22 protein-coding genes are annotated in these 25900 nt (G+C 59.8%); 11 read left to right on the top strand and 11 right to left on the bottom strand.

What is annotated here, in order from left to right; translation table 11 throughout:
• Nucleotides 1–2 precede the first annotated feature (2 nt).
• A complete protein-coding gene (locus ACR0AU_RS15905; protein WP_170733244.1) occupies nucleotides 3–785 on the top strand; it encodes a crotonase/enoyl-CoA hydratase family protein in 783 nt (260 codons plus the stop codon).
• Here the strand turns inward: ACR0AU_RS15905 and ACR0AU_RS15900 are convergent, their stop codons facing one another.
• The 4 genes from ACR0AU_RS15900 to ACR0AU_RS15885 all read right to left on the bottom strand — a co-directional run bounded on the left by ACR0AU_RS15900 (nucleotide 786) and on the right by ACR0AU_RS15885 (nucleotide 6619).
• Complete coding sequence (locus ACR0AU_RS15900; protein ID WP_170511344.1) at nucleotides 786–1118, bottom strand: DnaJ family domain-containing protein; 333 nt, start codon at nucleotides 1116–1118, stop codon at nucleotides 786–788.
• A 39-nt stretch (nucleotides 1119–1157) separates the two neighbouring features.
• Nucleotides 1158–2318: a benzoate/H(+) symporter BenE family transporter gene (locus ACR0AU_RS15895; RefSeq protein WP_170424251.1), complete on the bottom strand. Its 1161-nt coding sequence runs from the start codon at nucleotides 2316–2318 to the stop codon at nucleotides 1158–1160.
• 146 nt (nucleotides 2319–2464) lie between these two features.
• Nucleotides 2465–5626 carry a valine--tRNA ligase gene (locus tag ACR0AU_RS15890; RefSeq protein ID WP_170733243.1) on the bottom strand — a complete coding sequence of 1054 codons (3162 nt, stop codon included), beginning with the start codon at nucleotides 5624–5626 and terminating at the stop codon, nucleotides 2465–2467.
• 93 nt (nucleotides 5627–5719) lie between these two features.
• Nucleotides 5720–6619 carry a phytanoyl-CoA dioxygenase family protein gene (locus tag ACR0AU_RS15885; protein WP_480795934.1) on the bottom strand — a complete coding sequence of 300 codons (900 nt, stop codon included), beginning with the start codon at nucleotides 6617–6619 and terminating at the stop codon, nucleotides 5720–5722.
• 177 nt (nucleotides 6620–6796) lie between these two features.
• Here ACR0AU_RS15885 and ACR0AU_RS15880 point away from each other — a divergent pair, with 177 nt between their 5' ends.
• The 3 genes from ACR0AU_RS15880 to ACR0AU_RS15870 all read left to right on the top strand — a co-directional run bounded on the left by ACR0AU_RS15880 (nucleotide 6797) and on the right by ACR0AU_RS15870 (nucleotide 11217).
• Nucleotides 6797–9088: a xanthine dehydrogenase family protein molybdopterin-binding subunit gene (locus ACR0AU_RS15880; RefSeq protein ID WP_480795933.1), complete on the top strand. Its 2292-nt coding sequence runs from the start codon at nucleotides 6797–6799 to the stop codon at nucleotides 9086–9088.
• Nucleotides 9066–10142 carry a T6SS phospholipase effector Tle1-like catalytic domain-containing protein gene (locus tag ACR0AU_RS15875; RefSeq protein ID WP_170733240.1) on the top strand — a complete coding sequence of 359 codons (1077 nt, stop codon included), beginning with the start codon at nucleotides 9066–9068 and terminating at the stop codon, nucleotides 10140–10142. Before ACR0AU_RS15880 ends, ACR0AU_RS15875 begins: the two co-directional genes overlap by 23 nt.
• 154 nt (nucleotides 10143–10296) lie before the next feature.
• Entirely contained in the window at nucleotides 10297–11217 is a 921-nt protein-coding gene (locus tag ACR0AU_RS15870; protein ID WP_170776362.1) for a hypothetical protein, read from the top strand.
• A 214-nt stretch (nucleotides 11218–11431) separates the two neighbouring features.
• Here ACR0AU_RS15870 and ACR0AU_RS15865 read toward each other — a convergent pair whose 3' ends face one another.
• A complete protein-coding gene (locus tag ACR0AU_RS15865) occupies nucleotides 11432–12001 on the bottom strand; it encodes a GcrA family cell cycle regulator (protein ID WP_170397240.1) in 570 nt (189 codons plus the stop codon).
• 126 nt (nucleotides 12002–12127) lie between these two features.
• On the opposite strand from ACR0AU_RS15865, the gene ACR0AU_RS15860 reads away from it, so the two are divergent.
• Nucleotides 12128–12931, top strand: coding sequence for an ABC transporter permease (locus ACR0AU_RS15860; protein WP_170397238.1), 804 nt, complete (start codon nucleotides 12128–12130; stop codon nucleotides 12929–12931).
• On the opposite strand, the gene ACR0AU_RS15855 is transcribed toward ACR0AU_RS15860, so the two are convergent.
• The gene (locus ACR0AU_RS15855; protein ID WP_170424239.1) at nucleotides 12913–13803 is read right to left on the bottom strand and encodes a DMT family transporter; all 891 of its coding nucleotides are present in this window, start codon (nucleotides 13801–13803) and stop codon (nucleotides 12913–12915) included. The genes ACR0AU_RS15860 and ACR0AU_RS15855 overlap by 19 nt on opposite strands.
• A 294-nt stretch (nucleotides 13804–14097) precedes the next feature.
• On the opposite strand from ACR0AU_RS15855, the gene ACR0AU_RS15850 reads away from it, so the two are divergent.
• From ACR0AU_RS15850 to ACR0AU_RS15840, 3 genes are read left to right on the top strand one after another with little or no spacing between them, the layout of a single operon-like run.
• The gene (locus ACR0AU_RS15850; RefSeq protein WP_170404221.1) at nucleotides 14098–15285 is read left to right on the top strand and encodes an aspartate aminotransferase family protein; all 1188 of its coding nucleotides are present in this window, start codon (nucleotides 14098–14100) and stop codon (nucleotides 15283–15285) included.
• Nucleotides 15286–15312: 27 nt separating this feature from the next.
• Nucleotides 15313–16239: an ornithine carbamoyltransferase gene (gene argF, locus ACR0AU_RS15845; RefSeq protein ID WP_170564776.1), complete on the top strand. Its 927-nt coding sequence runs from the start codon at nucleotides 15313–15315 to the stop codon at nucleotides 16237–16239.
• Nucleotides 16240–16295: 56 nt separating this feature from the next.
• Nucleotides 16296–16640 carry a tautomerase family protein gene (locus ACR0AU_RS15840; protein ID WP_170397231.1) on the top strand — a complete coding sequence of 115 codons (345 nt, stop codon included), beginning with the start codon at nucleotides 16296–16298 and terminating at the stop codon, nucleotides 16638–16640.
• A 27-nt stretch (nucleotides 16641–16667) separates the two neighbouring features.
• On the opposite strand, the gene ACR0AU_RS15835 is transcribed toward ACR0AU_RS15840, so the two are convergent.
• Nucleotides 16668–17264 carry a ferric reductase-like transmembrane domain-containing protein gene (locus ACR0AU_RS15835; RefSeq protein WP_480795932.1) on the bottom strand — a complete coding sequence of 199 codons (597 nt, stop codon included), beginning with the start codon at nucleotides 17262–17264 and terminating at the stop codon, nucleotides 16668–16670.
• A 6-nt stretch (nucleotides 17265–17270) separates the two neighbouring features.
• Nucleotides 17271–17759 carry a peptidase associated/transthyretin-like domain-containing protein gene (locus ACR0AU_RS15830; RefSeq protein ID WP_170397223.1) on the bottom strand — a complete coding sequence of 163 codons (489 nt, stop codon included), beginning with the start codon at nucleotides 17757–17759 and terminating at the stop codon, nucleotides 17271–17273.
• Between the two features lie 256 nt (nucleotides 17760–18015).
• Here ACR0AU_RS15830 and ACR0AU_RS15825 point away from each other — a divergent pair, with 256 nt between their 5' ends.
• Nucleotides 18016–18981, top strand: a complete 966-nt coding sequence (locus ACR0AU_RS15825; protein ID WP_170424227.1) for a pirin family protein — start codon at nucleotides 18016–18018, stop codon at nucleotides 18979–18981.
• Between the two features lie 65 nt (nucleotides 18982–19046).
• Nucleotides 19047–20021 carry a 2-dehydropantoate 2-reductase gene (locus ACR0AU_RS15820; RefSeq protein WP_480795931.1) on the top strand — a complete coding sequence of 325 codons (975 nt, stop codon included), beginning with the start codon at nucleotides 19047–19049 and terminating at the stop codon, nucleotides 20019–20021.
• A 61-nt stretch (nucleotides 20022–20082) separates the two neighbouring features.
• Here ACR0AU_RS15820 and ACR0AU_RS15815 read toward each other — a convergent pair whose 3' ends face one another.
• From ACR0AU_RS15815 to hrpB, 3 genes are all read right to left on the bottom strand, one after another.
• Nucleotides 20083–21561 carry an inorganic phosphate transporter gene (locus ACR0AU_RS15815; protein ID WP_170397220.1) on the bottom strand — a complete coding sequence of 493 codons (1479 nt, stop codon included), beginning with the start codon at nucleotides 21559–21561 and terminating at the stop codon, nucleotides 20083–20085.
• Between the two features lie 89 nt (nucleotides 21562–21650).
• Entirely contained in the window at nucleotides 21651–22109 is a 459-nt protein-coding gene (locus ACR0AU_RS15810; protein WP_170511319.1) for an NUDIX hydrolase, read from the bottom strand.
• Nucleotides 22110–22303: 194 nt separating this feature from the next.
• Nucleotides 22304–24742, bottom strand: coding sequence for an ATP-dependent helicase HrpB (gene hrpB, locus ACR0AU_RS15805; RefSeq protein WP_480795930.1), 2439 nt, complete (start codon nucleotides 24740–24742; stop codon nucleotides 22304–22306).
• A gap of 120 nt (nucleotides 24743–24862) precedes the next feature.
• Here hrpB and meaB point away from each other — a divergent pair, with 120 nt between their 5' ends.
• Nucleotides 24863–25840 (top strand): methylmalonyl Co-A mutase-associated GTPase MeaB, encoded by a 978-nt coding sequence (meaB, locus tag ACR0AU_RS15800; protein ID WP_170733232.1) that lies wholly within the window; start codon nucleotides 24863–24865, stop codon nucleotides 25838–25840.
• Nucleotides 25841–25900: the final 60 nt, after the last annotated feature.

Genomic DNA, 25900 nt, shown 5'->3' with positions numbered 1-25900 from the left:
CCATGTCCCGCGTATCCGTCGAATACAAAGACCACATCGCCCATGTCACGCTGACTCGCGGCGACAAGATGAACGCGCTGGACGATGCGATGATCAAGGCGATCCTTTCGGCCGGCCAAGAAGTCGCCGCAGCCGATATCCGCGCCGTGGTGCTATCGGGAGAGGGCAAGAGCTTTTGCGCAGGGCTCGATATGGCCAGCTTTGCCAGCATGGCACACACAGACCCAACCGAATGGCTGATGACCCGCAGCCACGAAGATGCCAACGAAATGCAGGAACTTGCCTTGATCTGGCGGCGCGTCCCGGTGCCGGTGATCTGCGCTATTCAAGGCGTCGCCTATGGCGGTGGGCTACAGATCGCGCTGGGTGCCGACATCCGCATCGCGCATCCCGAAGCCAAGCTGGCAGTGATGGAGATGAAATGGGGCATTATCCCCGACATGGGCGGCATGGTTCTGCTGCCAGAGCTCGTGCGCTCGGACGTGCTGCGCCTGCTGACCTATACCGCCCGCCCTATCGGTGCGCCACAGGCGGCAGATTGGGGGCTTGTTACCAAACTGTCGGATGATCCCCTGACCGAAGCGCTGGCGCTGGCCGAGGACATCGCGGGTAAAAGCCCGTCCGCCATCCGCGCCGCCAAACGGTTGATTGATGTGGCCGAAACCCGTGACCGTGCTGATGTGCTGTTGGCCGAATCTACCGAACAGGTCGACCTGATCGGTAAGTCGGATCAAATGGAAGTTGTCATGGCACAGATGCAGGGCCGAAAGCCCGAGTTCAAATGATCACCGCATGAATGCGCGCCGTGCATCACGGGCCATGTTGTATCGCATCTCAAGATCAGCAATCTTTGCCATTGCGGCCCTGCGGTCCTGATTGTCAGTCAGCGCTGCAAACTCCTTGCGGGCGGCGTCGAGCTGTTTCTTGATGTCGAACTCCTCGGGCAGAACTCCGGCCTGCGCCATGATCCGATGACCCGCAGCAATGGCGGGATCGCCTTGTGCCTCGCCCGAGCGGTCGGGTAACGGGGCACCTTCGCCTTCAAGACCCTGCAGTTGGCCTTCGGCCTGCGCCTTTTTGATCTGGCGTTCAATCAGTTTTCCAAGCGATCCGAACATGCGCTCATTTTACCGCCTGAGGGGTTCTGATGAAAGGGCTCAGCGCACTCGGTTTGTTGCCAGATATGCGATACCCCCAGCCAACAGCCCCCAGACTGCCGCGCCCAACCCAAAAACCGTTATTCCAGAGGCCGTAATGGCCAGTGTCAAAATAGCCGCTTCGCGCTCGACAGGGACGTCCAGCGCGGCATGCATGGCATTGGCCAGGACCCCGATCAGGGCCACACCTGCCAGAGTGCCCATAAGCAGCGGGTCGGCATGGGCGGCAAAACTGGTGATCGCCACGGCAAAGATACCGAAGAGGCAGTAGAACACGCCACCCATGATTGCCGACCAATAACGCTGCGCCGGATCGGGGTGGCTTTCCTCGTTGGAACACATCGCTGCGGTGATTGCGGCCAGGCAGGTTGCGGGCGCCCCGAAAGGGGCCGAAAGCATGCTTGCGCCACCGACGGATGAAAACAACCGGCCGGGAACAGGATCAAAGCCAAAGCTGCGCATCACCGCGACGCCGGGGATATTCTGTGTCGCCATCGTGACGATAAACAGCGGTACGCCGATCCCGATGGCCGACGCGACCGAGAATGATGGCATGGTCCAGATCGGAGCCGCGATCAAACGATCCGGCATCAATTGGGCATCTCCTGCGTTCAGCGACACAATGATAGCCGCCGCGACCACAGCTGCCGGAACCGCGATCAATCGATTGAAACGGCCCGCGACAAACCACGTCAGGATCACCGGCAACGCCTGCCATGGAATCTCGATCGCCGCCTTGAAGGGCACAAGGCATAGTGGCAAGAGCACGCCTGCCAGCATTGCTTGCGCCAGTGTTGTGGGAATTGCTGCTGCCAATCGTCCCAGCGGCTTCCACAGCCCTGCCAGAACCGTTAATGCTCCGGCGCACAGGAACGCACCAATCGCGCCTGAAAATCCCTCGACCGGGGTGGCCGAGACGGCTAACAGAGCGGCCCCCGGAGTCGACCACGCAACGCTGATCGGCATTTTGTACCGCAGGCTGAGGACGATGGCTGCAAGCCCCATGGCAATCGCCGCACTCATCAGACCCGAGGCGGCTTCCTGCGATGAAGCTCCCATCGCGCCCAACCCCTGCAGTACGATGGGAAACGAGCTGAAGAACCCGACAATGGCCACAACCAACCCGGTTGAGACGGTCTGCATCGGAGGGAAAGATCGCATCGTCAGTGCCTCGCCAGGTTGTGTCGTCGAAGTGCTAACAAGCGGGGCGTGGCGTGAACAAGGGGAAAGCTCTGAGGGTAAAGAAAAACCTCACCGCCGATTGGGTGGTGAGGTTCGATTTCAATATATCAGCAGCAGGAAAAAGATCAGGCGATTTCAGCCAAACGGGCGAGAGCTTCGTTTAGCTTGGCTTCTTCTTCTTCGCGGGCGGCAAGGTTAGCTTTGGCTTCCGCAACAACCTCTTCCGGGGCCGATGCCACGAATTTCGGGTTGTTCAGGCGTCCGCGCAGACCGCCGAGTTCCTTGGCCAACTTGCCTTTGGCTTTTTCCAGCCGTTCCTTTTCCGCACCAATGTCGATGATGTCCGCCAGTGGCAGGCCAAAGGAGGCACCGGGGGCGGCAATCGAGATCGTGCCCTTGGGCAGTTCATCCGCCTTGGTCAGGCTGTCGATCCGCGCCAGACGTTTGATCAGCGCTTCGTTGCGGTCCCATGCCGCTTGGCCGTGCGCGTCAATCTCCGTCACCAGCATCGGCACGTAGAGGCCAGCAGGAACCCGCATCTGTGCGCGGGCCGAGCGGGTGTTTTCGATCACCGAGATCACCCAGTTCATTTCTCGATCCGCATCCGCGTCGATCAGGTCGGCAGCCGCATAGGTCGGCCAATCTGCGTGTACAACCATTTTGGCACGCTTACCAGTCAGGCCCCACAGCTCTTCGGTGATGAAAGGCATGATCGGGTGCAGCAGAACCATGCACTGATCCAGAACCCAGCGCATGGTGGCGCGGGTCTCGGCCTGTGCCTCGGTGTCGTCGCCTTGCAGCAAGGGTTTAGAGAGTTCCACGTACCAGTCGCAGACCTTGCCCCAGACAAAGGCGTAGAGCCCGTTGGCCGCGTCGTTGAAACGATAGCTTTCCAGCGCCGCGTCGACCTCTTCCCGCACACGGGCGGTTTCACCGATGATCCAGCGGTTCACGGCGGCTTTGGGTTTCAGGTCAGTCACGTCCAGTTGCGGGACAGCGTCGGTGAAGACCTCATTCATCTCGGCAAAGCGGACGGCGTTCCACAGTTTGGTGCCGAAGTTTCGGTAACCTGTGATGCGCTCGCGCGACAGTTTCAGTACCCCGCCAATAGCCGCCATTGAGGCATTGGTAAAGCGCAGCGCGTCAGCACCGAATTCGTCCACGATCTCCAACGGGTCGATCACGTTGCCGGTGGTTTTGGACATCTTCTTGCCCTTCTCGTCGCGGACGAGCTGGTGCAGATACACGGTGTGGAACGGGATTTCTTTCACCACCGCCAGTTGCATCATCATCATCCGCGCGACCCAGAAGAACAGGATGTCAAAGCCGGTGATCAACACATCGGTTGGGAAATAGCGCTCTAACTCTTCGGTCTTTTCGGGCCAGCCCAGCGTGCCGATAGGCCAGAGGCCGGAAGAGAACCATGTGTCGAGTACGTCGGGGTCGCGCCAAACCGGGTAGACCAGCTTAGTCGGATCTTGTTCGACTGCGTATTGAGCAAGGCTTTCGGCGAACTGATGGATCGCTTCCTGCTTATCGGCAACTTCGATGACCGTCGCGTGGCTCAGCGGGCTGGGTATATTGGCATTGTCGTCGAGGAATTTCTCTGTAACGGCCTCAAGGCTTGCCGCGCATTCCATGACATTGCCACGATGCAGCATGCCGCCTTCGTTGAGCAAACGACCCAATTCGACCAAATCAAGGTCGCCGTCGTTTTCGTCGTCCTTGAAATTCTCAGCCGAGAGATCGAGACCATACCAAACCGGTATCTGATGCCCCCACCATAGCTGGCGCGAGATGCACCACGGCTCGATGTTTTCCAGCCAGTGGTAATAGGTCTTCTCGCCCGACTCGGGGATGATCTTGACAGTGCCGTCCTTGACCGCGTCCAGCGCAGGGCCGACGACCTTGGCGGCGTCGACGAACCATTGGTCGGTGAACATCGGCTCGATGACGACTTTCGAGCGGTCGCCGAAGGGCTGCATGATCGGTTTGCTTTCGACCAGCGGCACCAGCTTGTCCGCGCCTTCGTGTTCCGGCTTTAAAGCGGTCGAACCCAGACGTTGATCATCCGCGCGAGTCATGACAGCCAGACCGTCTGCAGTGATCTCCTCAACCACCTTCGCGCGGGCCTCGAACCGGTCGAGCCCGCGCAGGTGATCCGGGATCAGGTTGATCGCGTCGATCTCATTCTCGGTGAACTCGCGGCCCCGCGCATATTCCTGCGCCAAATCGGCCGCTTCGGCGTAAGGCGCGCCGTCTGCCCGCATCGCACCCTTGGTGTCCATCAGGCGGTACATCGGAATGCCGCCGCGCTTGGCAACCATGTTGTCATTGAAGTCATGCGCGCCGGTGATCTTCACCGCGCCCGAGCCGAAATCGGGATCGGGATAGTCATCGGTGATGATGGGGATCTGACGGCGATGCTCTTTCGGCCCAACCGGGATTTCGCAGAGTTTCCCGACAATGGGCGCATAGCGCTCATCGGATGGGTGAACCGCAACTGCGCCGTCGCCGAGCATGGTTTCGGGGCGGGTCGTGGCGATCGAGATATAGTCGCGCTCTTCCTCCAGCACGATATTCCCGTCCTCATCTTTCTCGACGTAGGTATAGGTCTCACCGCCCGCCAGCGGATACTTGAAGTGCCACATATGGCCCGCAACTTCGATATTCTCGACCTCAAGGTCCGAAATCGCGGTCTCGAAATGCGGGTCCCAGTTGACCAACCGCTTGCCGCGATAGATCAGACCCTTTTCGTACATGTCGACAAAGACCTTGATCACCGCGTCGTGAAAATTCGCAGAATTTTCGTGCCCGGTGCGCGGGTCACGCGGCGCACCCGCCATGGTGAAGGCGTTGCGCGACCAATCGCAGGACGAGCCCAGGCGCTTGAGCTGCTCGATGATCGTGCCGCCGTATTCTCCCTTCCATTCCCAGACCTTGTCCAGAAACGCCTCACGTCCCAGCTCACGACGTCCCGGCTGCTGGGTGTTGGCCAACATCTTTTCCACCTGCATCTGCGTGGCGATACCAGCGTGGTCCTGACCGGGCTGCCATAGCGTGTCGAACCCGCGCATCCGGTGCCAGCGGGTCAGAACATCCTGCAGCGTGTTGTTGAACGCGTGGCCCACATGCAGCGCACCCGTCACGTTCGGCGGTGGGATCATGATGGTAAAGCTCTCGTCGCGCGATTTGTTCGCGCCTGCCTTGAAGGCTCCGGCCTCTTCCCAGGCCTTGTAGATGCGGGCCTCGGCTTCGGCCGCGTTGAATGTCTTTTCCATCGCCATGGGGTGCGTCCTGCGTCATCAATCTCGGGTCAGCGCCTGCAATAGCGAATGCGTAAGGGAAGGGGAAGGGTCTGCGCGGCGGTCCTGCAATGATCAGCCGGGATTTGATGGGGCGGGCGCATAAAGATCCAGCTTTTCGCTGGCCCCTTGCCCCATCGCCTTGGCCTGATCGCTGCGGATGCGCGCGTGCAGGTCCAGCGCCTCAGGAGCAAACAGCTCGGTCGGCTCAGGGATATGGATGAAATTCCCCACCCGGTCCTCGCCCCGCGCCAGAATGGCATAGTCGCGATCCGCCACTTTTTGCTGCGCATTGGGGTTGAGATAACGGATAGCCAGGCCAATTCGACGATCATCAGATACGTTCGGCCCTGACCCATGAATGGTCAGCCCATGGTGCAGCGACATCTGGCCGGGCTGCAACTCGATATGGGTTTTGTCTTCCTCCGCGACATCGACTGCCACCTCTTGCCCACGCGACAGCAGGTTGTTGTCGGAGAAGGTATCATTATGCGGCAGGATCGGGTTCTTGTGGCTGGCCTTCACGAAATCCATGCAGCCACTTTCAACCGTCGCAGGGGACAGGGCGATCCAGGCGGTCAACTGGTCCGAGGTTTCACCCATACCCCAATATGTCAGGTCCTGATGCATGCCCACCACTTGCGTCGTACGCGGTTCCTTGATGAACAGCTCAGCTGACCACAGCAGCAGGTCTGGGCCCAAAACACCTTCGACAACGTCCAAAACGCGCGGATCCAACGCGATGCGAGTGGCAAATGGCATCACCACATGCGCGTTGATGCGTTTGTACATGTTCAGGGGTAGCGGCAGGTCAGCCTCGCGCCAGCTGGCCTCGACATCCTCCAACTCGGCACGGTACCCGGCGGCTTCTGCGGCAGAGAACACGGGGATCGGAAATATAAACCCATCATCCCAATAGGCCTTGGCACTTTGGCTGTCCAATCGGCCATTCGTCAGCTTGATTTCTTTGGGCATGGAAACCTCCACTCGACTGAATTTAGGTTCAGCCTAGGCGCGGCCCAGATCGGCGCGCAACGCTGTTTCCAGACATGAATGTCGCTTTCAGACCGTGCGGAGTTAATTTTCTCAGCCACTGGACAAGGTCCTGCTTCACGCTAGGGTCGCGCATTCAGGCAGCCAGAGGATCATCCCATGGAAAAATTCGGCAAAAGCCAGCCCGTCAAACGAACCGAGGACCAGCGGTTTCTGACCGGGCAGGGGCAATACATGGACGATTCTGTGCCCGAGAATGCGCTGTTCGCAGCATTCTTTCGCAGCCCGGTGGCGCATGCCACGATCACGTCGCTGGACCTTGAAGATGCACGTACAGCGGATGGGGTGCGCTTGGTCATGACGCTGGAAGATCTGACTGCTGCCGGGATCGATACGGTGATGAACGCGACTACAGTCGCCAACCGCGACGGCAGTCAAGGCGCTGCGTCCGAGCGGAACATGCTGGCCAAGGACCGCGTGCGTTTCGTCGGAGAACCCGTTGCGGTCGTCATTGCCGACTCGTTGTTACAGGCCCGCGATGCAGCCGAATTGATCTGGATGGAAACCGAGGACCTGCCGGTCAAGACGGATGTCGCTGCGGGTGGGGAACCTTTGCATCCACAAGCCCCCGACAACCGCGCCTTTGACTGGGGCTTGGGTGATGAGAAGGCGACCAATGCCGCCTTTCATGCAGCGGCGCGCACCGTCGCGCTGAACGTGCATGACAACCGGGTCATCGTGAGCTCGATCGAACCGCGTGGCTGTCAGGCCGATTGGTCGGGTGGCCGTATGCATTTCTCATATGGCGGGCAGGGTGTCTGGGGGATGAAAGCGCAACTGGCACAAAAGCTGAAACTGGACCCCGAGGCGATCCGTGTTACTACGCCAGATGTCGGCGGCGGATTTGGTATGAAGGCGATGCCTTACCCCGAATATTTCACCGTTGCTGTTGCTGCCATGAAACTGGGCCAGCCCGTGCACTGGATGTCGGACCGGTCCGAAGCGATGTTGTCAGATCACCACGGCCGTGACCTGACGTCGCTGGCGGAACTTGCCTTTGATGCCGATCACAAGATCACCGCCTATCGGGTTCACAGCAAGATCAACCTTGGTGCCTATAACAGCCATTTCGCGCAGGCGATCCAGACCAGCCTGTTCAGTAAGGTTTTGATGGGTGTCTACGATGTTCAGACCACCTACTTGCGGGTCGAAGGATTCTTCACCAACACCACGCAGGTCGACGCCTATCGCGGTGCCGGGCGACCCGAGGCGATCTATGTGCTGGAACGCGTCATGGACCGTGCTGCGCGTGAGTTGGGGATTGATCCGTGGGAGTTGCGGCGCAAGAATTTCATCCGACCCGAAGCTTTCCCCTATAAGACCGCAACCGGCGAAACCTATGATGTGGGTGAGTTCAACATGGTCCTCAGCCGCGCCGCCGAACAGACTACGGGCTTCGAGGCCCGCAAGGCGGCGGATGCGGAAAACGGCCTGATCCGGGGTCAGGGGCTTTGTTACTATATCGAAAGTATTTTGGGAGACCCTTCCGAAGGCGCGAAGATCGAGTTTTGCGAGGACAGAACGGTGAACCTCTATGTCGGCACTCAGTCCAATGGGCAAGGGCACGAGACCGTCTACGCCCAGTTCCTTTCGGACCAGACAGGGATTCCTTCGCACCTGATCAATGTTGTGCAAGGCGACACGGACAGGCTGGCGCAGGGCGGCGGAACCGGCGGATCACGCTCGGTAACGACCCAAAGCAACGCAACACTGGTCGCAGTTGATACGATGATCGCCGCATTCACGCCCTATCTTGCGGATAAGATGGGGGTCGAGGAAAGCGATGTGACCTTCGACCATGAAACCTTCCGCGCGCCGGGGTCCAACCTGACCCCCACGCTGACCGAGGCGGCCGAGATGGCGCGCGCAGACGGGCGCACCGATCTGTTGCAGCACGAAGCCCGCGCCACGCTAGATGCACGCAGCTATCCCAATGGTGCACATGTTGCCGAAGTCGTTATCGATTCTTTCACTGGTGAAACATGGGTCGACCGCTACACGGTGGTGGATGATTTCGGCAATCTTATCAACCCGATGCTGGCCGAGGGGCAGGTACATGGCGGCGTGGTTCAGGGTATCGGCCAAGCACTGACCGAGCATGTTGTTCATGATGCCGAGGGGCAACTGCTCACGGCTTCGTTCATGGACTACGCCTTGCCCCGCGCTGCTGAGATACCCATGATAGAGTTTACCTCGGCGCCGGTTCCGTCAACCGCCAACCCGATGGGGATGAAAGGCTGTGGCGAGGCAGGCACCGTGGGCGCACTGGCCGCAGTGGCGAACGCGGTACAGGATGCGCTCTGGGATCACGGGGTGCGGCAGGCGGATATGCCTTTCACACCTCACAAAGTTTGGGAATTGTTGACGCATGGTTCTGTCGCGGCTGAGTAGAAAGGTACTGGGATGGCTCGGACGGCCTCTGCGGTCCGAGCACTCGGCCGAAACGCGCCACCGCGAACCTGTCAGCCATGTCATCATTCTTGACGGCACCATGTCGACTCTGGAAGCAGGGCGGGAAACCCACGCGGGCCAGACCCTGCGCCTGTGCTGCGAGATGGGCAGCCAGGTTTCGGTTTTCTACGAATCCGGCGTGCAGTGGGAAAGCTGGAAGTCGACTATGGACGTGATGATGGGGCGGGGTATCAACCGTCAGATTCGGCGGGCCTATGGTTATTTGGCTTCGCGTTACAAACCCGGTGATAAGATCTTTTTCATCGGCTATTCACGCGGCGCATACGGGGTCCGCAGCCTTGCAGGCGTGATCGATGCTATCGGGTTGCTCAAGGCCGAACACGCCACCGTCCGCAACATCAAACAGGCCTATCGACACTATGAATGTAACGCCAATGGCGAAGCGGCGGCGGTCTTTCGTCGGGAGTTCTGTCACGAGGATGTCGCCATCGAGATGGTCGGCGTCTGGGACACGGTCAAGGCGCTGGGCCTGCGCCTGCCGCTGCTGTGGCGCTGGGCCGAGGAACGCCATGCCTTCCACAACCACCAGCTTGGCCCGGCCACCCGCCACGGCTATCACGCCATGGCGCTGGACGAGACCCGCGAGGTGTTCGAGCCGGTGCTGTGGAAATGCACGCCTGACTTCAAAGGCCATATCGAGCAGGTTTGGTTCCGCGGCACCCACGGCGATGTTGGCGGCCAGTTAAACGGGTTCGAAGAGGCCCGCCCCCTCAGCAACATCTCGTTGATCTGGATGCTGGACAAGGCCGAGTTGCACGGCCTGCCCCTGCCCGAAGGTTGGCGCGACCGTTTCCCCACCGACCCCCACGCCCGCTCGGTTGGCACATGGCGCGGCTGGGGAAAGATCTTCCTGCTGCGCAAGCATCGCAAAGTGGGACGTGACCGGTCAGAGAAGCTGCATGTCTCGGTCTCACCGGATGAGCTGCCCGGCTGGGTGCCGATGCCGGATTTGCCGTCACATCCAGCGCAGTGAAAGGCTAATCATATACCAGCGGTTCCAAGATCACCGACACTACAATGTCAGGTTCGAGCCCTTTTGCGCCATTCGCGCTTTCCAAGAAAAACTTCGTTTGCGCGCCATTTCCATGTTATTGTGCCACATTGGATACAATTATTTGGAGCCAAAGGTGCGAAAATTCCTTTCGATCATGACCGCGACCATTTCTGCTGCAATTCTCCTAGGCGCTTGTACACCAACGGTAAAGCCCCCGAAGACAACCAGATCAATCGATTTCAAAAATGTACCAGATCAGAAATTCATGGTTGGCGGACTTGGGGCCGGAAATCCCAAAATGGTGTCGGTACGCGATCTGACGGATCAGCAATTCAAAACTGTAATGAACTGTGGCGCGAGAGAGAACATCGCGAATTGTGCTAAGCGCCGCGGGAGTATTTTTTTTGGCGGCCGTGCGTTCAAAGATAGTTTGTCCGGTATCACCGGCAGAGCTCTTCTTCGAACCGCGCAAGGAGGTAGAAACACACAAAACAAATGGGATGTAAAGGTAAAGGGTCAGATCCTAGATGAATGCCTCCATGCGAATATTCCGGGCTATCACTACAAAGATGGCAATTTGCGCCTATGCGTGATCATGCGTACAATCATAGCCAATCCTCAGAACGACAATGAGAAGGTCCGATACCAATATTTCCATATCGAGGCCACCTCCGCGACGGTCGATGAAAAGGACTTAACCAACGAGGACAACGTGTTCCCAGATGCGGCGAAGGCCACCGGCCTCGAAGTTTCGAAAGGAATGGCAGACGGGTTTGACCGCAAACTATATGCGCATGGTGCAAATATCGAAATCGTTAATTACTGGGAAGCCAACGAGAAAGAAGCCAAGGACCCTATTGAATGGACGGCTTATACGAAAGCCTCGGGTGGTCCTCGGCGCATTAGGGATTACTTTAGGTCCAATCCAGATGCCTGTGTCGACATGATGTTCCCGGGACCAATTGTGCCTGAAAAGCTTGCTTCTGGCGCGGCCGAGGGAGTTCACTACTGTCTGGGCCGTTGCAAAAATCCGCCTGTCGTCAATACACGTTGAACGCGCTGTGCGCATAAATCGGCCGGTTTGTCCCGCACAGCCGGCGTTCCAGTCTAAAACACCCTCGCAGTTTTCAGCGAGGGTGTTTTCTTTGCAAGAGCTCGTTACGCCTTGTGTCGAGCCCGACTATGCAGCGCTTCCGGTAAGAGGCGTGGCGAAACGCCTGCGCCCTTTTCACGTTCTATAGTAATGATTTAGGTTCTTGTGTTCTCAATCACCGCCGACGGTCGCGGCGCGAGCTCATTGGCTGGAACGCCACGCCCACATGCGCTTCGCAATAGGGTTTGCCTGCCTCGACGGGCAGGCCGCAGAACCAGAAATCCTCGGTCGCGGGGTCGCCGACAGGCCATTTGCAGGTCTTTTCGGTCAGCTCCATCAAAGACAGCTTCTTGGCCTTCTTTTCAATCTCGTTGACCTTGGCCAAAGCCTCGGGGCTGATCTCATTGGCCGACGGTTGCGGAGGCAGCGGCTGGCCGGCGGGTATGATCTGGCGACGGGCCGGGGTGACCGGTTTGGCCTCGGGGGCTGGCACCGGACGGGCCGGTTCAGTCTTGGGTGTCGGTTTCGGTTTGGCCTCGGCCTTGGGCGCGGGGGCCGGTTTTTCCTTAGGCTCGGCCTTTGCCGGGCTTGCACCGGTGGCGCGATTCGACAGACCCAGACGGTGCACCTTGCCGATCACCGCATTGCGGGTCACGCCGCCCAGTTCCTTGGCGATCTGGCTGGCCGACTGGCCCTCGCCCCACATCTTTTTCAGCAGCTCTACACGCTCGTCAGTCCAGGACATCATTTGCCTTTCAAAAGCGGAAAGCGGCCCCGGATTCGGGCCGCCTTGGGAAATCATCTCAGCGCCCTATTCTAAACACTGCGGCCCGAGTTACAAGCGGTCTTCGAATCAGGTATGGGGCAGAGCATGCATAATCTCATGGATCACGACGCACGCCGCTTTGGCGCGGTGAATTGGATGGGCCTCTATACACTGGCGCAGCGCGAAACCCTGCGCTTTCTGGCCGTGTGGACGCAGACCCTGCTGGCACCGCTGGTGACGGCAGGCCTGTTCCTGCTGATCTTCAACATTGCCATTGGTCCCAGCCGACCGGATGTGATGGGGGTGCCGTTTCTGACCTTTCTGGCACCGGGCATCATGATGATGACCGTGATTCAGAACGCCTTTGCCAATACATCGTCATCGATGGTGATCGCCAAGGTTCAGGGCAATATCGTCGATACGCTGATGCCGCCGCTATCGCCGCTGGAAATCCTGTTGGGTTATCTGGCCGGAGGCATCGCCCGCGGAATCCTGATCGCCCTTGTTGTCGCAATCGCTCTGGCGTTGGTTCTGGGCATCGTGCCGCAGAACCCGCTGATCGCACTGATATTCGTGGTTTTAGGTGGCGCGTTCATGGGCGCGCTTGGGCTTTTTGCCGGGATTTTTGCCAACAAGTTTGACCAGATGGCGGCGATCACCAACTTCATCGTCACGCCTTTGGCTTTCTTGTCCGGCACTTTCTATTCTGTGCAGGCGCTACCGCCAGTGCTCAATCGGCTAAGCCATGCGAACCCGGTCTTCTATCTGATTGACGGGTTGCGCTATGGGATGATCGGCGTGTCCGACAGCTCTCCTTGGTTGGGCATGGCGATCTGCGCCAGCGCGACATTGTTGGTTGGAGGATTGACCTGGCAGATGTTGCGCACCGGCTACCGGCTCAAGGCCTGACGGTGTATCGCCTCGCGCCAGACCAGAATCAGACCTCCGGTCAGGATGATGGCCGAGCCGATCAGGCTGATCCCATCCGGTATCACCTTGAATACCGCGAAATCGTAGACGGCAGCGAAGATCAGCGTAGCGTAGCTGATCGGAGCCACAAAAGAGGCATCCGCCCGCGCCATTCCGTTGACGAAACAAGCCTGCGCACAGGCCATTAGCACACCAATCGAGGCCAGCGCCGCCCATTGCTGAGGCGTCGGCATCTGGAAAACGAAACTTACCGCGACTGTCGCAATGGTCAGACCCATCGCATTGTTGATCAGCAGAATCTGGATCGGTATTTCTCGGCCCGAGAGCTTTTTGATAAAGATCAGTTCCATCCCAATTATTACTGCTGCGGTCAGGGCCAGTAATGCAGCGGGTTGAAAGCTAGCGGGCGTTGGACGCAACAGAACCAAAGCACCGATCAAGGCCACGATGGCGGCCAACCAGCGCCACGGGCCGACACCTTCTTTCAGCAGCGGGATCGCCAACATCATGGCAAAGACCGGGTTCAGGAACGAGATCGCCGTCGCATCCGCAATCGGTATGAAAGCAACGGATGCAAACATCAGCGTGATCCCTAGCCAGCCGAAGCTTGTCCGTCCGATATGCAGACCCCAATGCGGGCGGCTCAGGCGGGGGCGCATGATGCCGACGGCTGTCACGATTACCAGAAAGGCAAACAGAAACCGTCCATGGCTGATCTGCATCGGATGCAGGGCGGGGCCAAGCACATCCGTCCCCAGTGCTTTCGCCAGCAATGTGGTCCCTGCGAGAAGGGCGCTGGCCGCAAGGATCAGCAGGGCCGCAAGGGCAGGATTCTGACGTATCGGTGTCATGGTTCAGCCGTGCGCCAGCGTCGGGTAAATGACAAGCGGTAAATCCCAGTCTCAGAATGATTTTTGCCCCGATCGCAAAAACGGGGTTTTCAGACCCGGTGCACCCCGCTATACGGCCTCACATGATCAATACCGCACATATCCTGCGCCTCCGACGCCGACGCCTGACCGCATAATCGGCCCGTTTGATCCATTTGCGCTGTCCAAATCCGCGCAAACCCCACCAAATCAGTTGACGACCATGGCCCCAGTGTATCACTCACAGGGCTCAAGCTATTCGAAAAGGATGATCCGATGATCCCGTCCGTTCTGCCGACCTATAACCGCGCGCCCCTGACATTCGTGAAGGGCGAAGGCGCCTGGCTGACCGAGGCGGATGGCCGACGTTTTCTGGATCTGGGCGCGGGCATAGCGGTAAACGCGCTGGGTCATGCGCATCCGGCGCTGGTGGCGGCCCTGACGGAACAGGCGCATGCGCTGTGGCATGTTTCAAACCTCTATAACATCCCGCAACAGCAGGCACTGGCGGACAAGCTGGTGGAACACACCTTTGCCGATACGGTGTTCTTCACCAATTCGGGCACCGAATCCTGCGAATTGGCCGTCAAAATGGCCCGCAAGTATTTTTATGACAAAGGTCAGCCCGAGAAGGTCGAGATCATCACTTTCGACGGCTCATTCCATGGCCGGTCATCGGCGGGTATCGCCGCCGCCGGGTCCGAGAAGATGACCAAAGGCTTTGGACCGCTGCTTCCCGGCTTTGTGCATCTGACATTCGGAGACCTCGACGGCGTCACCAACGCCATCACCGACACCACGGCAGCCATCCTGATCGAACCGGTTCAGGGCGAAGGCGGCATCCGCCCCGTTCCGGATGCAGAGCTGAAAGCCTTGCGCCAGATTTGCGATGATAACGGCCTTTTGCTGATCCTCGATGAGGTCCAATGCGGCGTTGGGCGGACCGGCAAACTCTTTGCCCATGAATGGGCCGGCATCACGCCGGATATCATGATGGTCGCCAAAGGCATTGGCGGCGGCTTTCCTCTGGGTGCGGTTCTGGCCACCGAAGAGGCCGCCAGCGGCATGACGGCAGGCACCCACGGCTCGACCTATGGCGGCAACCCCTTGGGCTGCGCTGTAGGCTGCGCGGTGATCGATCAGGTCGCCACTCCGGCCTTCCTCGAAGGTGTGAATCGCAAGGCGGGCCTGCTGCGTCAGAAGCTCGAAGGCCTGATCGCGGACCACCCCGAAGTATTCGAGGAGGTGCGCGGCTCAGGCTTGATGCTAGGCCTGAAATGCAAACCCGCCAATATCGACGTGGTCAACGCTGGCTATGACAACGAGGTCATAACGGTCCCCGCCGCAGATAACGTGATCCGCCTGCTGCCGCCGCTGACCCTCACCGAGGATGACATCGCACAAGCCCTGATCCGCCTCGAGAAAACTGCGGCACAAGTCGAAAACGCAATGGCTTCGGCCTGAACTCGCCTGATTGAAAAGTGAATTAAAATGAACCACTTCCTTGATATCCACAAAACTGACGCAGGTGATCTGCGGAACATGATCGATCAGGCCAGCGCGATGAAACAGGCGCGCCATGGGCGTCCCAAAGCCGCCCCCGACGACGAGCAGCCTCTGGCAGGCCGCATGGTTGCGCTGATCTTTGAAAAGCCATCAACGCGGACCCGCGTGTCCTTCGATGTTGGCGTGCGCCAAATGGGCGGGCAGACCATGGTGCTGTCCGGCAAGGACATGCAGCTGGGCCATGGCGAGACCATCGCCGACACCGCCCGGGTCCTGTCGCGCTATGTCGACATGATCATGATCCGAACCTTTGATGAAACCATCCTGACCGAGATGTCCGAATACTCGGACGTTCCCGTCATCAATGGTCTGACCGATCGCACACATCCCTGCCAAATCATGGCCGATGTGCTGACCTATGAAGAGCATCGCGGCCCCATCGCAGGAAAAAAGGTCGTCTGGACCGGCGATGGCAACAATGTCTGCGCTTCATTTCTGCATGCCGCCGGTCAATTCGGTTTCGACCTGACATTCACTGGCCCGGCGCAGCTGGACCCGGAAGAAGAATTCATGGGGCTTGCACGCCAGAAGGGCTCGAAAATCGTGATCGAACGGGACCCGCACAAAGCTGTTGAAGGGGCCGACCTTGTAGTCGCCGACACCTGGGTCTCGATGCACGATTCCCAATCCGCGAAGGAGCGCCGCCACAACATGCTGCGGCCCTATCAGGTCAACGCCGAGCTGATGTCGCATGCCAAGCCAGATGCGTTGTTCATGCACTGCCTGCCTGCGCACCGCGAAGAAGAGGCCACATCCGAGGTCATGGACGGCCCGAACTCGGTGATCTTTGACGAGGCCGAAAACCGCCTGCATGCGCAAAAAGCCGTGATGCGCTGGTGTCTGGGCGTCTGAGGCCGACAGCAATCTGGGAGAGCCATAGATGGCTCTCTTAAATCTCGGAGCAACCAATGCCACACATCACTCTGGAATTCTCTGCCGGGCTCGAAAAAACTCATGATTTTCAAGCCATCTGTGAGCAGCTCTATTCCGAGCTCGCCGCGCATGAAGAATTCGATGCCCCAACACTCAAAATCCGTGCCACCTCGTTTCCGTATTTCCGCATCGGGACCGAACCGCAGACGTTCATTCATGCCACGCTCTTGTTGCTGCAGGGCCGTGATGAGGCAACGCGCGCCGAGTTGAACGCGATCATTCTGAATGTTCTGGCTGCGTCTGCGCCCACGGTCGGCAGCATCACCGTGCGGGATGTTGAAATAGATCGCGCGACCTATGCCAAACGCCTATCAGCCTGACGCGGCCCCGGCATGCGTATGGGATGACTAAACGCGTCGGGTCACATCCCAGACCCGTAGTCTGGCGAGCGTAGCGACGCACGCCAGAACTACCAGCACACACAATGCGATCTTGGTCATGATCTCCATTGTGCCCTCAATCATCAGGGCGTGTACGACACTGCCCAGTATGGTCACCACTGCCAGTCCGGCGTGACCCAGACGCCAGAGCCGAAATCGCAGGTTCAGGCGTAGCCGCAAAACACCCATTGTTGCTGCAGCAAAACCCGTCCACATCGCGATCACACCCCAGACGGAAAAGGGTGTGGCTGATACGAATAGAAGCGCGTCCACGACATCCGGCGGGCTCGTGATCCACAAACCGCCCACATGGATTACGATCGCTGCGACAAGGGCCAGACCGCACCGCTTGTGCCATAAGCGGCTGCGCACAGGTGAAAGCCCAGGCAACCATCGTCCGGCCAGCAAGGGTTGCATCAGCAGAAGGCACATCCCGACGATGCCCGCAAACCCGGCTAGGATGTAGATCGGCTCGCGCCACGCCAGATAAGGGCTGAATGCTGCCGCGATAACCGGCACCAGAAGGGCGACAATCAACGCTGCCCAGATCAGTATGCGCCTCAACACGTATCAGGCAGGCTGCAAGACGAAATGCGCGGCAAGCGTTTTATCCTTCGCGCTCGACATCACCGGGCGTAGGAAAACCGTCTCAAATTCGCCGCTGTCATAGGCGAGATGCCCGTGCGGTTGGCCAAAGGCGGGCACGATTTGTGGCATCTCAAGCCGAAATTCACCGTTCGCATCCGTCAGCGTCGCCCCATGGCTGCGCTGGTCGCGCTCGTGCCCTTCGGTCGTATGCGCCCAGATCTGGATACGCTGGCCGGGCAAGGGGGCTCCGTCGCCTGCGCGGCGCACGGTGCCGGTCATCCAGAAACCTCCGCCGCCGATGCGCTGCACAATAGGGGCGCCGGGGCGATAGTTGTTCGATCCGCCCCGCATGGACGGGGTCGGTGCAACGCCCTGCGCCCGCGCGGGCGTGGTCAGCCCGGCCGTGCCTAGCGCTGCAAAACAGCCCGCCGTAACCAACGCGCTGCGGCGGGTAAGAAGAACGTGCGACATCGAGAGGGCTCCTTTCGATAACGGGCATGTTGTCTGGCCTGATACTCAATCTAGCACGTTTGTTGCGAAAGCCGAGTTAAGCTGGTCTGAAGATCGGGTCATTTCATCACCGTCACGTGAGCGTTGCCGCCGTTTCCGCCCATCGTGCACTGTATATGTGCACTCATGCGCTATGCCCGACAATAAATCATACTATATTCCACATTATCAAACATATTGAAGCCCAAGCCAGATCCTGACCTAAGGGAGAGCGAGAATGAGCTGGAATCCGACCCATACACCCGACTGCCGGTCCGAGAACCCGGCGCTGGACAGCCTGATCATCCCCCGTGCCCGTGATCTGGGCGGGTTCGAGGTGCGCCGCGCGCTACCCTCGGTCAAACGGCAACTGGTCGGCCCCTTCATCTTCTTCGACCAAATGGGTCCGGCCGAATTCATCACCGAAGGCGGTATTGACGTACGGCCGCATCCCCATATCGGACTGGGTACCGTGACCTATTTATATCAGGGCGAGTTTGAACACCGCGACAGTCTCGGCACGCATCAGATGATCTATCCCGGCGAGGTCAACTGGATGGTCGCTGGGCGTGGTGTGACCCATTCCGAACGTACCAGTGACCAAACACGCGGCAAGAAACACAGCCTGTTTGGCATCCAGACTTGGATCGCCCTGCCCGAAACTCACGAAGATATGGCCCCCGATTTCGAACACCACAAACAGGGCGCGTTGCCCCATATTCAGGATGCAGGCGTCAGCGCCCGCCTGATCCTTGGTTCCGCCTATGGCGAAACCAGCCCGGTCACCATGCTGTCCGAGACCTTTTATCTCGACGTCCAGCTCGAACCGGGTGCCTCCTTCCCGCTGCCCGACAATCACGAGGATCGCGGTGTCTATGTCACCACAGGCTCGGTCGAGATCGCAGGCGACAGCTTTGAGGCGGGTCGCATGATGGTCTTCCGCCCCGGCGATCACCTGTCCGTGAAGGCCGGACCACTGGGTGCGCGGCTGTTGCTGCTGGGCGGCGCGACCTTGAACGAAGATCGCTACATCTGGTGGAACTTCGTCTCCTCCTCGAAGGAGAAGATAGAAACCGCTACACGCGAATGGAAAACTGCCGACTGGGCGAACGGCGCCTTCCACCTGCCGCCCGGTGATGATCAGGAGTTCATTCCGATCTCGGAAGACCTCGAACGCACCCGACCCAGACGCGCCCGCGTCTGACCTCACGTCACGCTGGCTCCGTTGAACGATCCCGGCGATCCTTGGAGGCACAGCGGAGGTAAGCCATGAATATTGTCATCGCCGGTGCAGGCAGCATTGGCTGCTTTTGCGGCGCATTGCTGGCCGCAGCGGGACACAGCGTGACACTGCTGGGTCGCGCGCGGGTGCTGAACGCCATCCGGGGACAGGGGCTGACGGTGACAGATTTCTCGAACCTGCATCGTCACGTCGCCGCCGCACAACTCACGCTCAGCGAAGACCCTGCCTGTCTCGGGGATGCCGAGTTGGTCATCGTCACGGTAAAAACCGGCGCGACCGCCGAGATGGCAACGCTGATCGCCGCACACGCCACGGAAACGGCCCCGGTTCTGTCTTGGCAGAATGGGCTCGAGAACGCCCGCACCCTGCGCACCGCTCTTCCCGGACGCGACGTTCGGGCTGGAATGGTGCCCTTCAACGTGGTGCCGACGGGCCCGGCAACCTATCACCGCGCCACATCGGGCGAGATCGTCATCGAGCGTGGCTCCCGGTCTCTGGCTGAACGCCTAAGCGCCCCAGATCTACCCGTCAGCGAAAGCGACCAGATCGAGGCAGTGCAATGGGGTAAGCTGGTGATCAACCTCAACAATGCATTGAACGCATTGTCCGGCCTGACCTTGCAAAACCAACTGCTCGACCGAAACTGGCGTCGCCTGATGGCTGATCAGATGGCCGAGGCGCAGCGTGTTTTGAAAGTCGCCGAGATCGAGGCCACCTCCACAACGCCACTACCCGCATGGATGACACCGCACATTCTACGTCTGCCAACGCCAATTTTTACACGAATTGCGGCAAAAATGCTGACCATCGACCCCAATGCGCGCACCTCGATGGCTTATGATCTGACGGCGGGTCGCCCGACCGAAATCGACAGTCTACAGGGCGAAATCATCAAACTCGGCCAACAGTACGCGATCCCAACCCCGATCAATAGCCGAGTCTCTCAACTCATCCATCAATCACCTGACACGCCGCTAACAGTCGACCAGATCATAACCTGATCCGTCTCTTCATCTGGTCTAAAATACCTCGGAGCGCGAGGCAGAGCCTCGCAAATTCCGATCAAGCGAACGCAGTCAAAACCCAGAAAATTAGCGCCGACATCACCGCCGCTGCCGGTACCGTGATCACCCAGGCCGCCACGATGGTCATGAAATGCGACCGCCGCACCAGCTTGCGCCGCCGCCGTTCCTCGCGCGCCAGTCGCAGCTCTGCCGGTCGCTGGCGGTTCGAGTATTTCCACCGCCGTTCTGCATGCCACTCCCGATAGAAGCCAACACCAAAGACGGCCCCAACCGCGATATGAGTCGAACTGACCGGCAGACCCAGCCAACTGGCGACGATAACCGTGATCGCCGCCGATAGCGCGACACAGAACGCCCGCATCGGGTTCAGCTTGGTGATCTGGCTGCCGACCATACGGATCAGCTTGGGACCGAACAGGAATAGGCCGAACGAGATGCCAAACGCGCCGATCACCATGACCCATGTCGGGATCGAGACTTTCGTGGCAAAATCTCCGAACTCGGCCGCATGCACGATCGCCGCCAATGGACCCACCGCATTGGCCACATCATTGGCCCCATGCGCAAAGCTCAGAAATGTGGCCGAAATCACCAGAGGCAGACCAAACAATGTCTTCAACGACCGGGTCCGGTTCTCCAACCCTTCAGACTTGCGCTTGACCCACGGTACCGTCGCAGCCCAGACCAGGCCGCCAAAGGTCAGACCGATCAAAAGGGCAAATTGAAGATCAATTTTGACGATCCGCTTCAGGCCTTTGACCGACAAGTAGGTGGCAAACGCCCCTGCCATCACGGCAACCAGAATGGGCACCCAGCGCCGCGCTGCCGCGATCTTGTCGTCCTGATACTGGATCTTGTGTTTGATCAATGCCAGAAAGGCGGCTGCAATCATCCCGCCCAAAACGGGTGAGATCACCCAGCTGGCGGCAATCGCGCTCATCGTGCCCCAGCTCACCGCACTTAGGCCTGCCGCAGCAATGCCGGCACCCATCACGCCGCCGACCACCGAATGCGTGGTCGAAACCGGTGCCCCGACCCAGGTAGCCAGATTGACCCACAGTGCCGACGATATCAGAGCCGCCATCATCGCCCAGATGAACACATTGCTGTTCTGCACCGACATCGGATCGATGATGCCCTTGGAGATGGTCGAAACCACATCCCCCCCTGCCAGCAACGCGCCGGCGCTTTCTGCGATGGCGGCAATTAGGATGGCTCCGCCCATGGTCAGAGCATTGGCCCCCACGGCCGGGCCCATATTGTTGGCCACGTCGTTGGCACCGATATTGATCGCCATGTAAGCGCCGAATGCCGCAGCTGCGACAACGATCACGCCACCATCGGCCCGTCCGAACAGAAGCGCTGCAGCCAAACCTGCCAGCGCGATAAAGGCCAGTGCAATTCCGGGGGCCAACAGAGGACGCGATACTTGGGCATTGGCGTGCTCAACGCGCGAGATACGCTGTAGGTCACGGTCCAGTGCGTGCCAACGGGCTTTGGTGGGGTGGTCTGACATCGGTTCACAACGGCTGTTTTGAATGATGCCCGCCGCTAAACGGTTCCAATGGGCGCGGCAACCTTTGTCATCAGTTTTTTACAATATTGTTACAATTGCAGTAGCAAGTCGCGCAATTCCGGCTCTTGCACGCGTTCGGCGGCCACCTTCGGGGACACCCAGCAGCGCTTACGCTGATCGGATTCCGGGAATACATCCGCCAGTCCGGTCACCTCGATCCGATAAACGCTGGTGATAACCGGCAACGCCGTGCCGTCATCCAACCTTTTGTCGTAAGAGTAATGACCAACGGGATCTTTCTGCACCTCCGTTGCACGCACGCCAGCCTCTTCCCAGGCTTCCCGCAATGCGGTTTCCGGCCCGTTGAGCCCATCAATGGGCCAGCCTTTGGGGATAATCCAGCGTCCGGTGCCCCGACTGGTGATTAACAAAACGTCGTCACCGGGACCTGCCTTGCGGGTACACAACGCAGCAACCTGCACCCGGCTTGGGCGCTGGATCAGCGGTCGCGCGACCTCTTCCCAGATGTTGCGTATCCATGTCGTCATGTAAGGCCTGCTCGGGCGTGTTCTTTTTGTAATTCGAAGAAGTTACATAATCATGTATTGCTGAGTTAACAATACCGCCCTCGGATAACCGCAAAATATGGCCTGAACTTTCAGTGTTTCGTGTATTTTTGCAGCAATTTGTGCGCTTTCCGCCGTTTCCGCCAATGAGGCTTATCAACGCCCACCTGATCAACTTAGCCTTTGCGCCGCTTCGCGCGCAGCGTTGGATCCGCCTGAGTTGGATCTTCGGGCCAGGGATGTTTTGGGTACTGCGCCCGCATGTCCTTGCGCACATCGGCATATGACCCGGCCCAGAATCCGGGCAGATCACGGGTGATCTGGATCGGTCGCTGGGCCGGTGACAGCAGCGTGATCTTCAAAGGCTCGCCCCCAACCACCGGATGTTGCGTAACGCCGAATACCTCTTGCAGCCTAACCGAGATTTCGGGCACAGCACCGCCATAGTCAATTGGCAGCTTGCGGCCCAACGGAGTCACAAACGAGCCCGGCGCCCGCCGATCCAGTTCCTGCATCTGGTCCCAGTCCAGCCGGGCGCGCAGCGCGGGCAGCAGGTCGAACCGCTTCCAGTCATCGGCATTGCGCACGCCCGAGAGCATCGGCAGCAGCCAGTCTTCCAGCGTTTCCATCAGCCCGGTTTCCGAGAAGTCCGGCAGATCAGCGCCTTCCGCGCGGATCAACTCGACCCGAGCGGCCAATCGCGCTGCGGCCCCGGTCAGCCGCACACCCAGATCGCGCACCCCGTCCAACATCGCCTGCGCCAATGCATCCCCGGGGACATCTTTCCAGATGCGGTCGTCCAGCGTGATCGCTCCGAACCGCTCTTGCCTGCGCGCCACCACACGGCGTTCGCGTTTCGACCAGTCGCAGCTGTCGACCCACGCGATCTGATCGCCGAATAGATCGCGAATTTCCCCCTCGGAAATCTGCGCTGCCATGCGCACGCGCGCTTCACGCGGGTTCCCATCCGTATCCGTCACCACAAGATAGGGTGCACCCGCCAACGTATCACCGGCTTCCAGCACGACGCCTTTGCCACCCGACAGGACATAACGCGGGACATCTCCCTTGCGTCGCTGTCCGATGCGATCGGGATAGGCCAGCGCCGCCATCGCTGCCGGGCTCAGACCGCCCACATCCTTAGATTGCGCGCGCAACCGTTTTGCTTCGCCCTTGATCCGATCCAGCGCGCCCATGTTGACCTGCCAGACCCGATTGCGCTGAAACGCGCGCACGTCCAGCAGCACCTCAAGCCTCAAAGACAGATCGACCGGCGCGCCCCGCAGCGGATCGCGTTCCGCCATCAGCGCCGCCAGTGTCGCGGCCTCAGGTCCCGCGTGCAGCAGCATGTGCCCCAGCCGAGGATGCAGCGGCAGCGCCGCCAGCGCCCGCCCATGTTCGGTGATCCTACCTTTGCCATCCAGGGCACCCAGCATCGCCAGCAACGCGCGCGCCTCGGCCAGCGTGCCTTCGGGCGGCGCGGTCAGAAACGCAAGATCACCCGGTTCTGCGCCCCAGAGCGACAATTCCAACGCCAGCCCGGTCAGATCGGCTGCCTCGATCTCGGCAGGCGGGTAGGCGGCTAGTGCACCTTCTTCGCCCTTGGACCACAACCGATAGCAGACACCTTCGGCCACACGCCCCGCACGGCCTGCGCGCTGCGTCGCTTCGGCCCGCGTCACCCGCTCGGTCACCAGCTGCGACATGCCTGATCCGGGATCGAACCGTGCCCGCCGGGCTTGCCCCATATCGACCACCACGCGGATATCGGGAATAGTCAGCGAGGTTTCGGCAATCGACGTCGCCAGAACCACCTTGCGACCTTGCTTAACCGGCGCAATCGCCGCGCGCTGGGCGGCAAAGGGCAGTGCTCCGAACAAAGGCCGCACTGAACAGGTGTCGGGTAGACGGCTGGCCAAAGCCGCCTCGGCCCGCCGAATTTCACCTTCACCGGGCAGGAACACCAGCATGCCCCCTTTGGTTTCCCGTTCGGCTCGCACCACCAGATCGATCAGCGCGTCCAGTCGCCGCGCCTGCGGCGCCAAAGGCCGGTCCAACCAGCGGGTCTCGACCGGATAGCTGTGCCCTTCGGATGTCACCAGAGGCGCGTTCATCAGCTGGCCCACCGGTTCAGCATCCAGCGTCGCGGACATCGCCAGCAAGATCAGGTCATCGCGCAACGCTCCAGTCACCTCAAGGCACAGTGCAAGCCCAAGATCGGCGTTCAGGGACCGTTCGTGGAATTCATCGAATATCACAGCACCTACGCCGGGCAGGTCAGGTTCGGATTGCAGCATCCGTGTCAGGATACCTTCGGTCACAACCTCGATGTGCGTCGCCTTTGAAACTTTCACGTCTCCACGGACACGATAGCCCACGGTCTGGCCCACGGGCTCACCCAGCGTCTCAGCCATGCGTTCGGCGGCGGCGCGGGCGGCCAGCCGCCGGGGTTCCAGCATGACGATCCGGCCCTCGCACAGACCGGCCTGCAGCATCTCAAGCGGCACGCGGGTTGTCTTGCCCGCACCCGGCGGCGCCTGCAGCACCGCGCGCCCATGCGTTCGCAAGGCGTTCAGAAGATCGGGAATGGCGTCATCAATGGGCAACCGGGTCATATCGCCTTATCGCCAAAGCCTCGGCCAAGGTCCAGCGTCGCCAAACTCAGCTCCGGTTGGGGCTGGACAAACCGGGTCATCCCCCCTCATCTAGGGCAAATTCCAGCCGGGGACTTACCGATGAACATTGCCGAGCTTGGCGACAGGATCTTGAACGGAGAGCGCAGGGCATTGGCCCGTGCGATCACACTGGTCGAAAGCGGGCGTGAAGATCATCGAGCGCAGGCAACCGCGCTGCTGGATCAATTGAGCGGCGCCGGACGCCAGGCGTTGCGGATCGGCCTGTCGGGCACGCCGGGTGTAGGCAAATCGACCTTTATCGAAAGCTTCGGCATGATGCTGACGGGGCTGGGGCTGCGCGTTGCGGTTCTTGCAGTTGACCCTAGCTCGGCCCGTTCGGGGGGCTCGATCCTGGGCGACAAGACTCGCATGGAAAGGCTGAGCCGCGAGAAAAACGCCTTTATCCGCCCGTCCCCCAGCCAGAGCCATCTTGGTGGCGTGGCGCGACGCACACGCGAAGCGATTGCACTTTGTGAGGCGGCTGGTTTTGACGTCGTGCTGATTGAAACCGTGGGTGTGGGCCAATCGGAAACCGTTGTGGCCGAGATGTCTGACCTGTTCCTGCTGCTGCTGGCCCCGGCGGGCGGCGATGAGTTGCAGGGCGTCAAGCGCGGCATCATGGAGATGGCTGACATGATCCTGATCAACAAGGCGGATGGCGACCTGAAAGCGACTGCCACCCGCACCTGCGCCGATTACGCGGGCGCGCTGCGTCTGCTGCGCAAACGCCCGCAGGATCCCGAAGGGTTTCCCAAGGCCATGACCGTTTCAGCGGTTGAAGAGCATGGGCTGGAACAGGCCTGGGACGAGATGCAGGCCCTGACAACCTGGCGGCGCGAAGCCGGGCATTGGGTATCGAACCGCGCCACACAGGCACAATACTGGTTCGAGCAAGAGGTACGCCACGCATTGCTTGCGCGTCTCGAAACGCCACAGATGCGCAGTCGGATGAGCGATCTTGGCGCTCAGGTCAGTGCGGGCCACCTCAGCCCATCGGCGGCGGCCGAACAAATCCTCTCCGGGCTGTCCGACGCGTAACACTCTGGCGGTATGATGCGTGCGCGGCTGGTGCGCTGACCGCTAATCGTGTATTAAAGC

Source organism: Ruegeria sp. CG1 (assembly GCF_056537265.1).
The sequence above is the reverse complement of the archived record's forward strand: the minus strand, read 5'-3'. Positions and strand labels throughout refer to the sequence as shown.

Excerpts from the sequence above, each read along its gene's own strand:
- ACR0AU_RS15905 (WP_170733244.1), top strand. The coding sequence starts at position 3 with ATGTCCCGCGTATCCGTCGAATACAAAGACCACATCGCCCATGTCACG.
- ACR0AU_RS15900 (WP_170511344.1), bottom strand. The coding sequence starts at position 1,118 with ATGTTCGGATCGCTTGGAAAACTGATTGAACGCCAGATCAAAAAGGCG.
- ACR0AU_RS15895 (WP_170424251.1), bottom strand. The coding sequence starts at position 2,318 with ATGCGATCTTTCCCTCCGATGCAGACCGTCTCAACCGGGTTGGTTGTG.
- ACR0AU_RS15890 (WP_170733243.1), bottom strand. The coding sequence starts at position 5,626 with ATGGCGATGGAAAAGACATTCAACGCGGCCGAAGCCGAGGCCCGCATC.
- ACR0AU_RS15885 (WP_480795934.1), bottom strand. The coding sequence starts at position 6,619 with ATGCCCAAAGAAATCAAGCTGACGAATGGCCGATTGGACAGCCAAAGT.
- ACR0AU_RS15880 (WP_480795933.1), top strand. The coding sequence starts at position 6,797 with ATGGAAAAATTCGGCAAAAGCCAGCCCGTCAAACGAACCGAGGACCAG.
- ACR0AU_RS15875 (WP_170733240.1), top strand. The coding sequence starts at position 9,066 with ATGGTTCTGTCGCGGCTGAGTAGAAAGGTACTGGGATGGCTCGGACGG.
- ACR0AU_RS15865 (WP_170397240.1), bottom strand. The coding sequence starts at position 12,001 with ATGTCCTGGACTGACGAGCGTGTAGAGCTGCTGAAAAAGATGTGGGGC.
- ACR0AU_RS15860 (WP_170397238.1), top strand. The coding sequence starts at position 12,128 with ATGCATAATCTCATGGATCACGACGCACGCCGCTTTGGCGCGGTGAAT.
- ACR0AU_RS15855 (WP_170424239.1), bottom strand. The coding sequence starts at position 13,803 with ATGACACCGATACGTCAGAATCCTGCCCTTGCGGCCCTGCTGATCCTT.
- ACR0AU_RS15850 (WP_170404221.1), top strand. The coding sequence starts at position 14,098 with ATGATCCCGTCCGTTCTGCCGACCTATAACCGCGCGCCCCTGACATTC.
- argF (WP_170564776.1), top strand. The coding sequence starts at position 15,313 with ATGAACCACTTCCTTGATATCCACAAAACTGACGCAGGTGATCTGCGG.
- ACR0AU_RS15840 (WP_170397231.1), top strand. The coding sequence starts at position 16,296 with ATGCCACACATCACTCTGGAATTCTCTGCCGGGCTCGAAAAAACTCAT.
- ACR0AU_RS15830 (WP_170397223.1), bottom strand. The coding sequence starts at position 17,759 with ATGTCGCACGTTCTTCTTACCCGCCGCAGCGCGTTGGTTACGGCGGGC.
- ACR0AU_RS15825 (WP_170424227.1), top strand. The coding sequence starts at position 18,016 with ATGAGCTGGAATCCGACCCATACACCCGACTGCCGGTCCGAGAACCCG.
- ACR0AU_RS15820 (WP_480795931.1), top strand. The coding sequence starts at position 19,047 with ATGAATATTGTCATCGCCGGTGCAGGCAGCATTGGCTGCTTTTGCGGC.
- ACR0AU_RS15815 (WP_170397220.1), bottom strand. The coding sequence starts at position 21,561 with ATGTCAGACCACCCCACCAAAGCCCGTTGGCACGCACTGGACCGTGAC.
- ACR0AU_RS15810 (WP_170511319.1), bottom strand. The coding sequence starts at position 22,109 with ATGACGACATGGATACGCAACATCTGGGAAGAGGTCGCGCGACCGCTG.
- hrpB (WP_480795930.1), bottom strand. The coding sequence starts at position 24,742 with ATGACCCGGTTGCCCATTGATGACGCCATTCCCGATCTTCTGAACGCC.
- meaB (WP_170733232.1), top strand. The coding sequence starts at position 24,863 with ATGAACATTGCCGAGCTTGGCGACAGGATCTTGAACGGAGAGCGCAGG.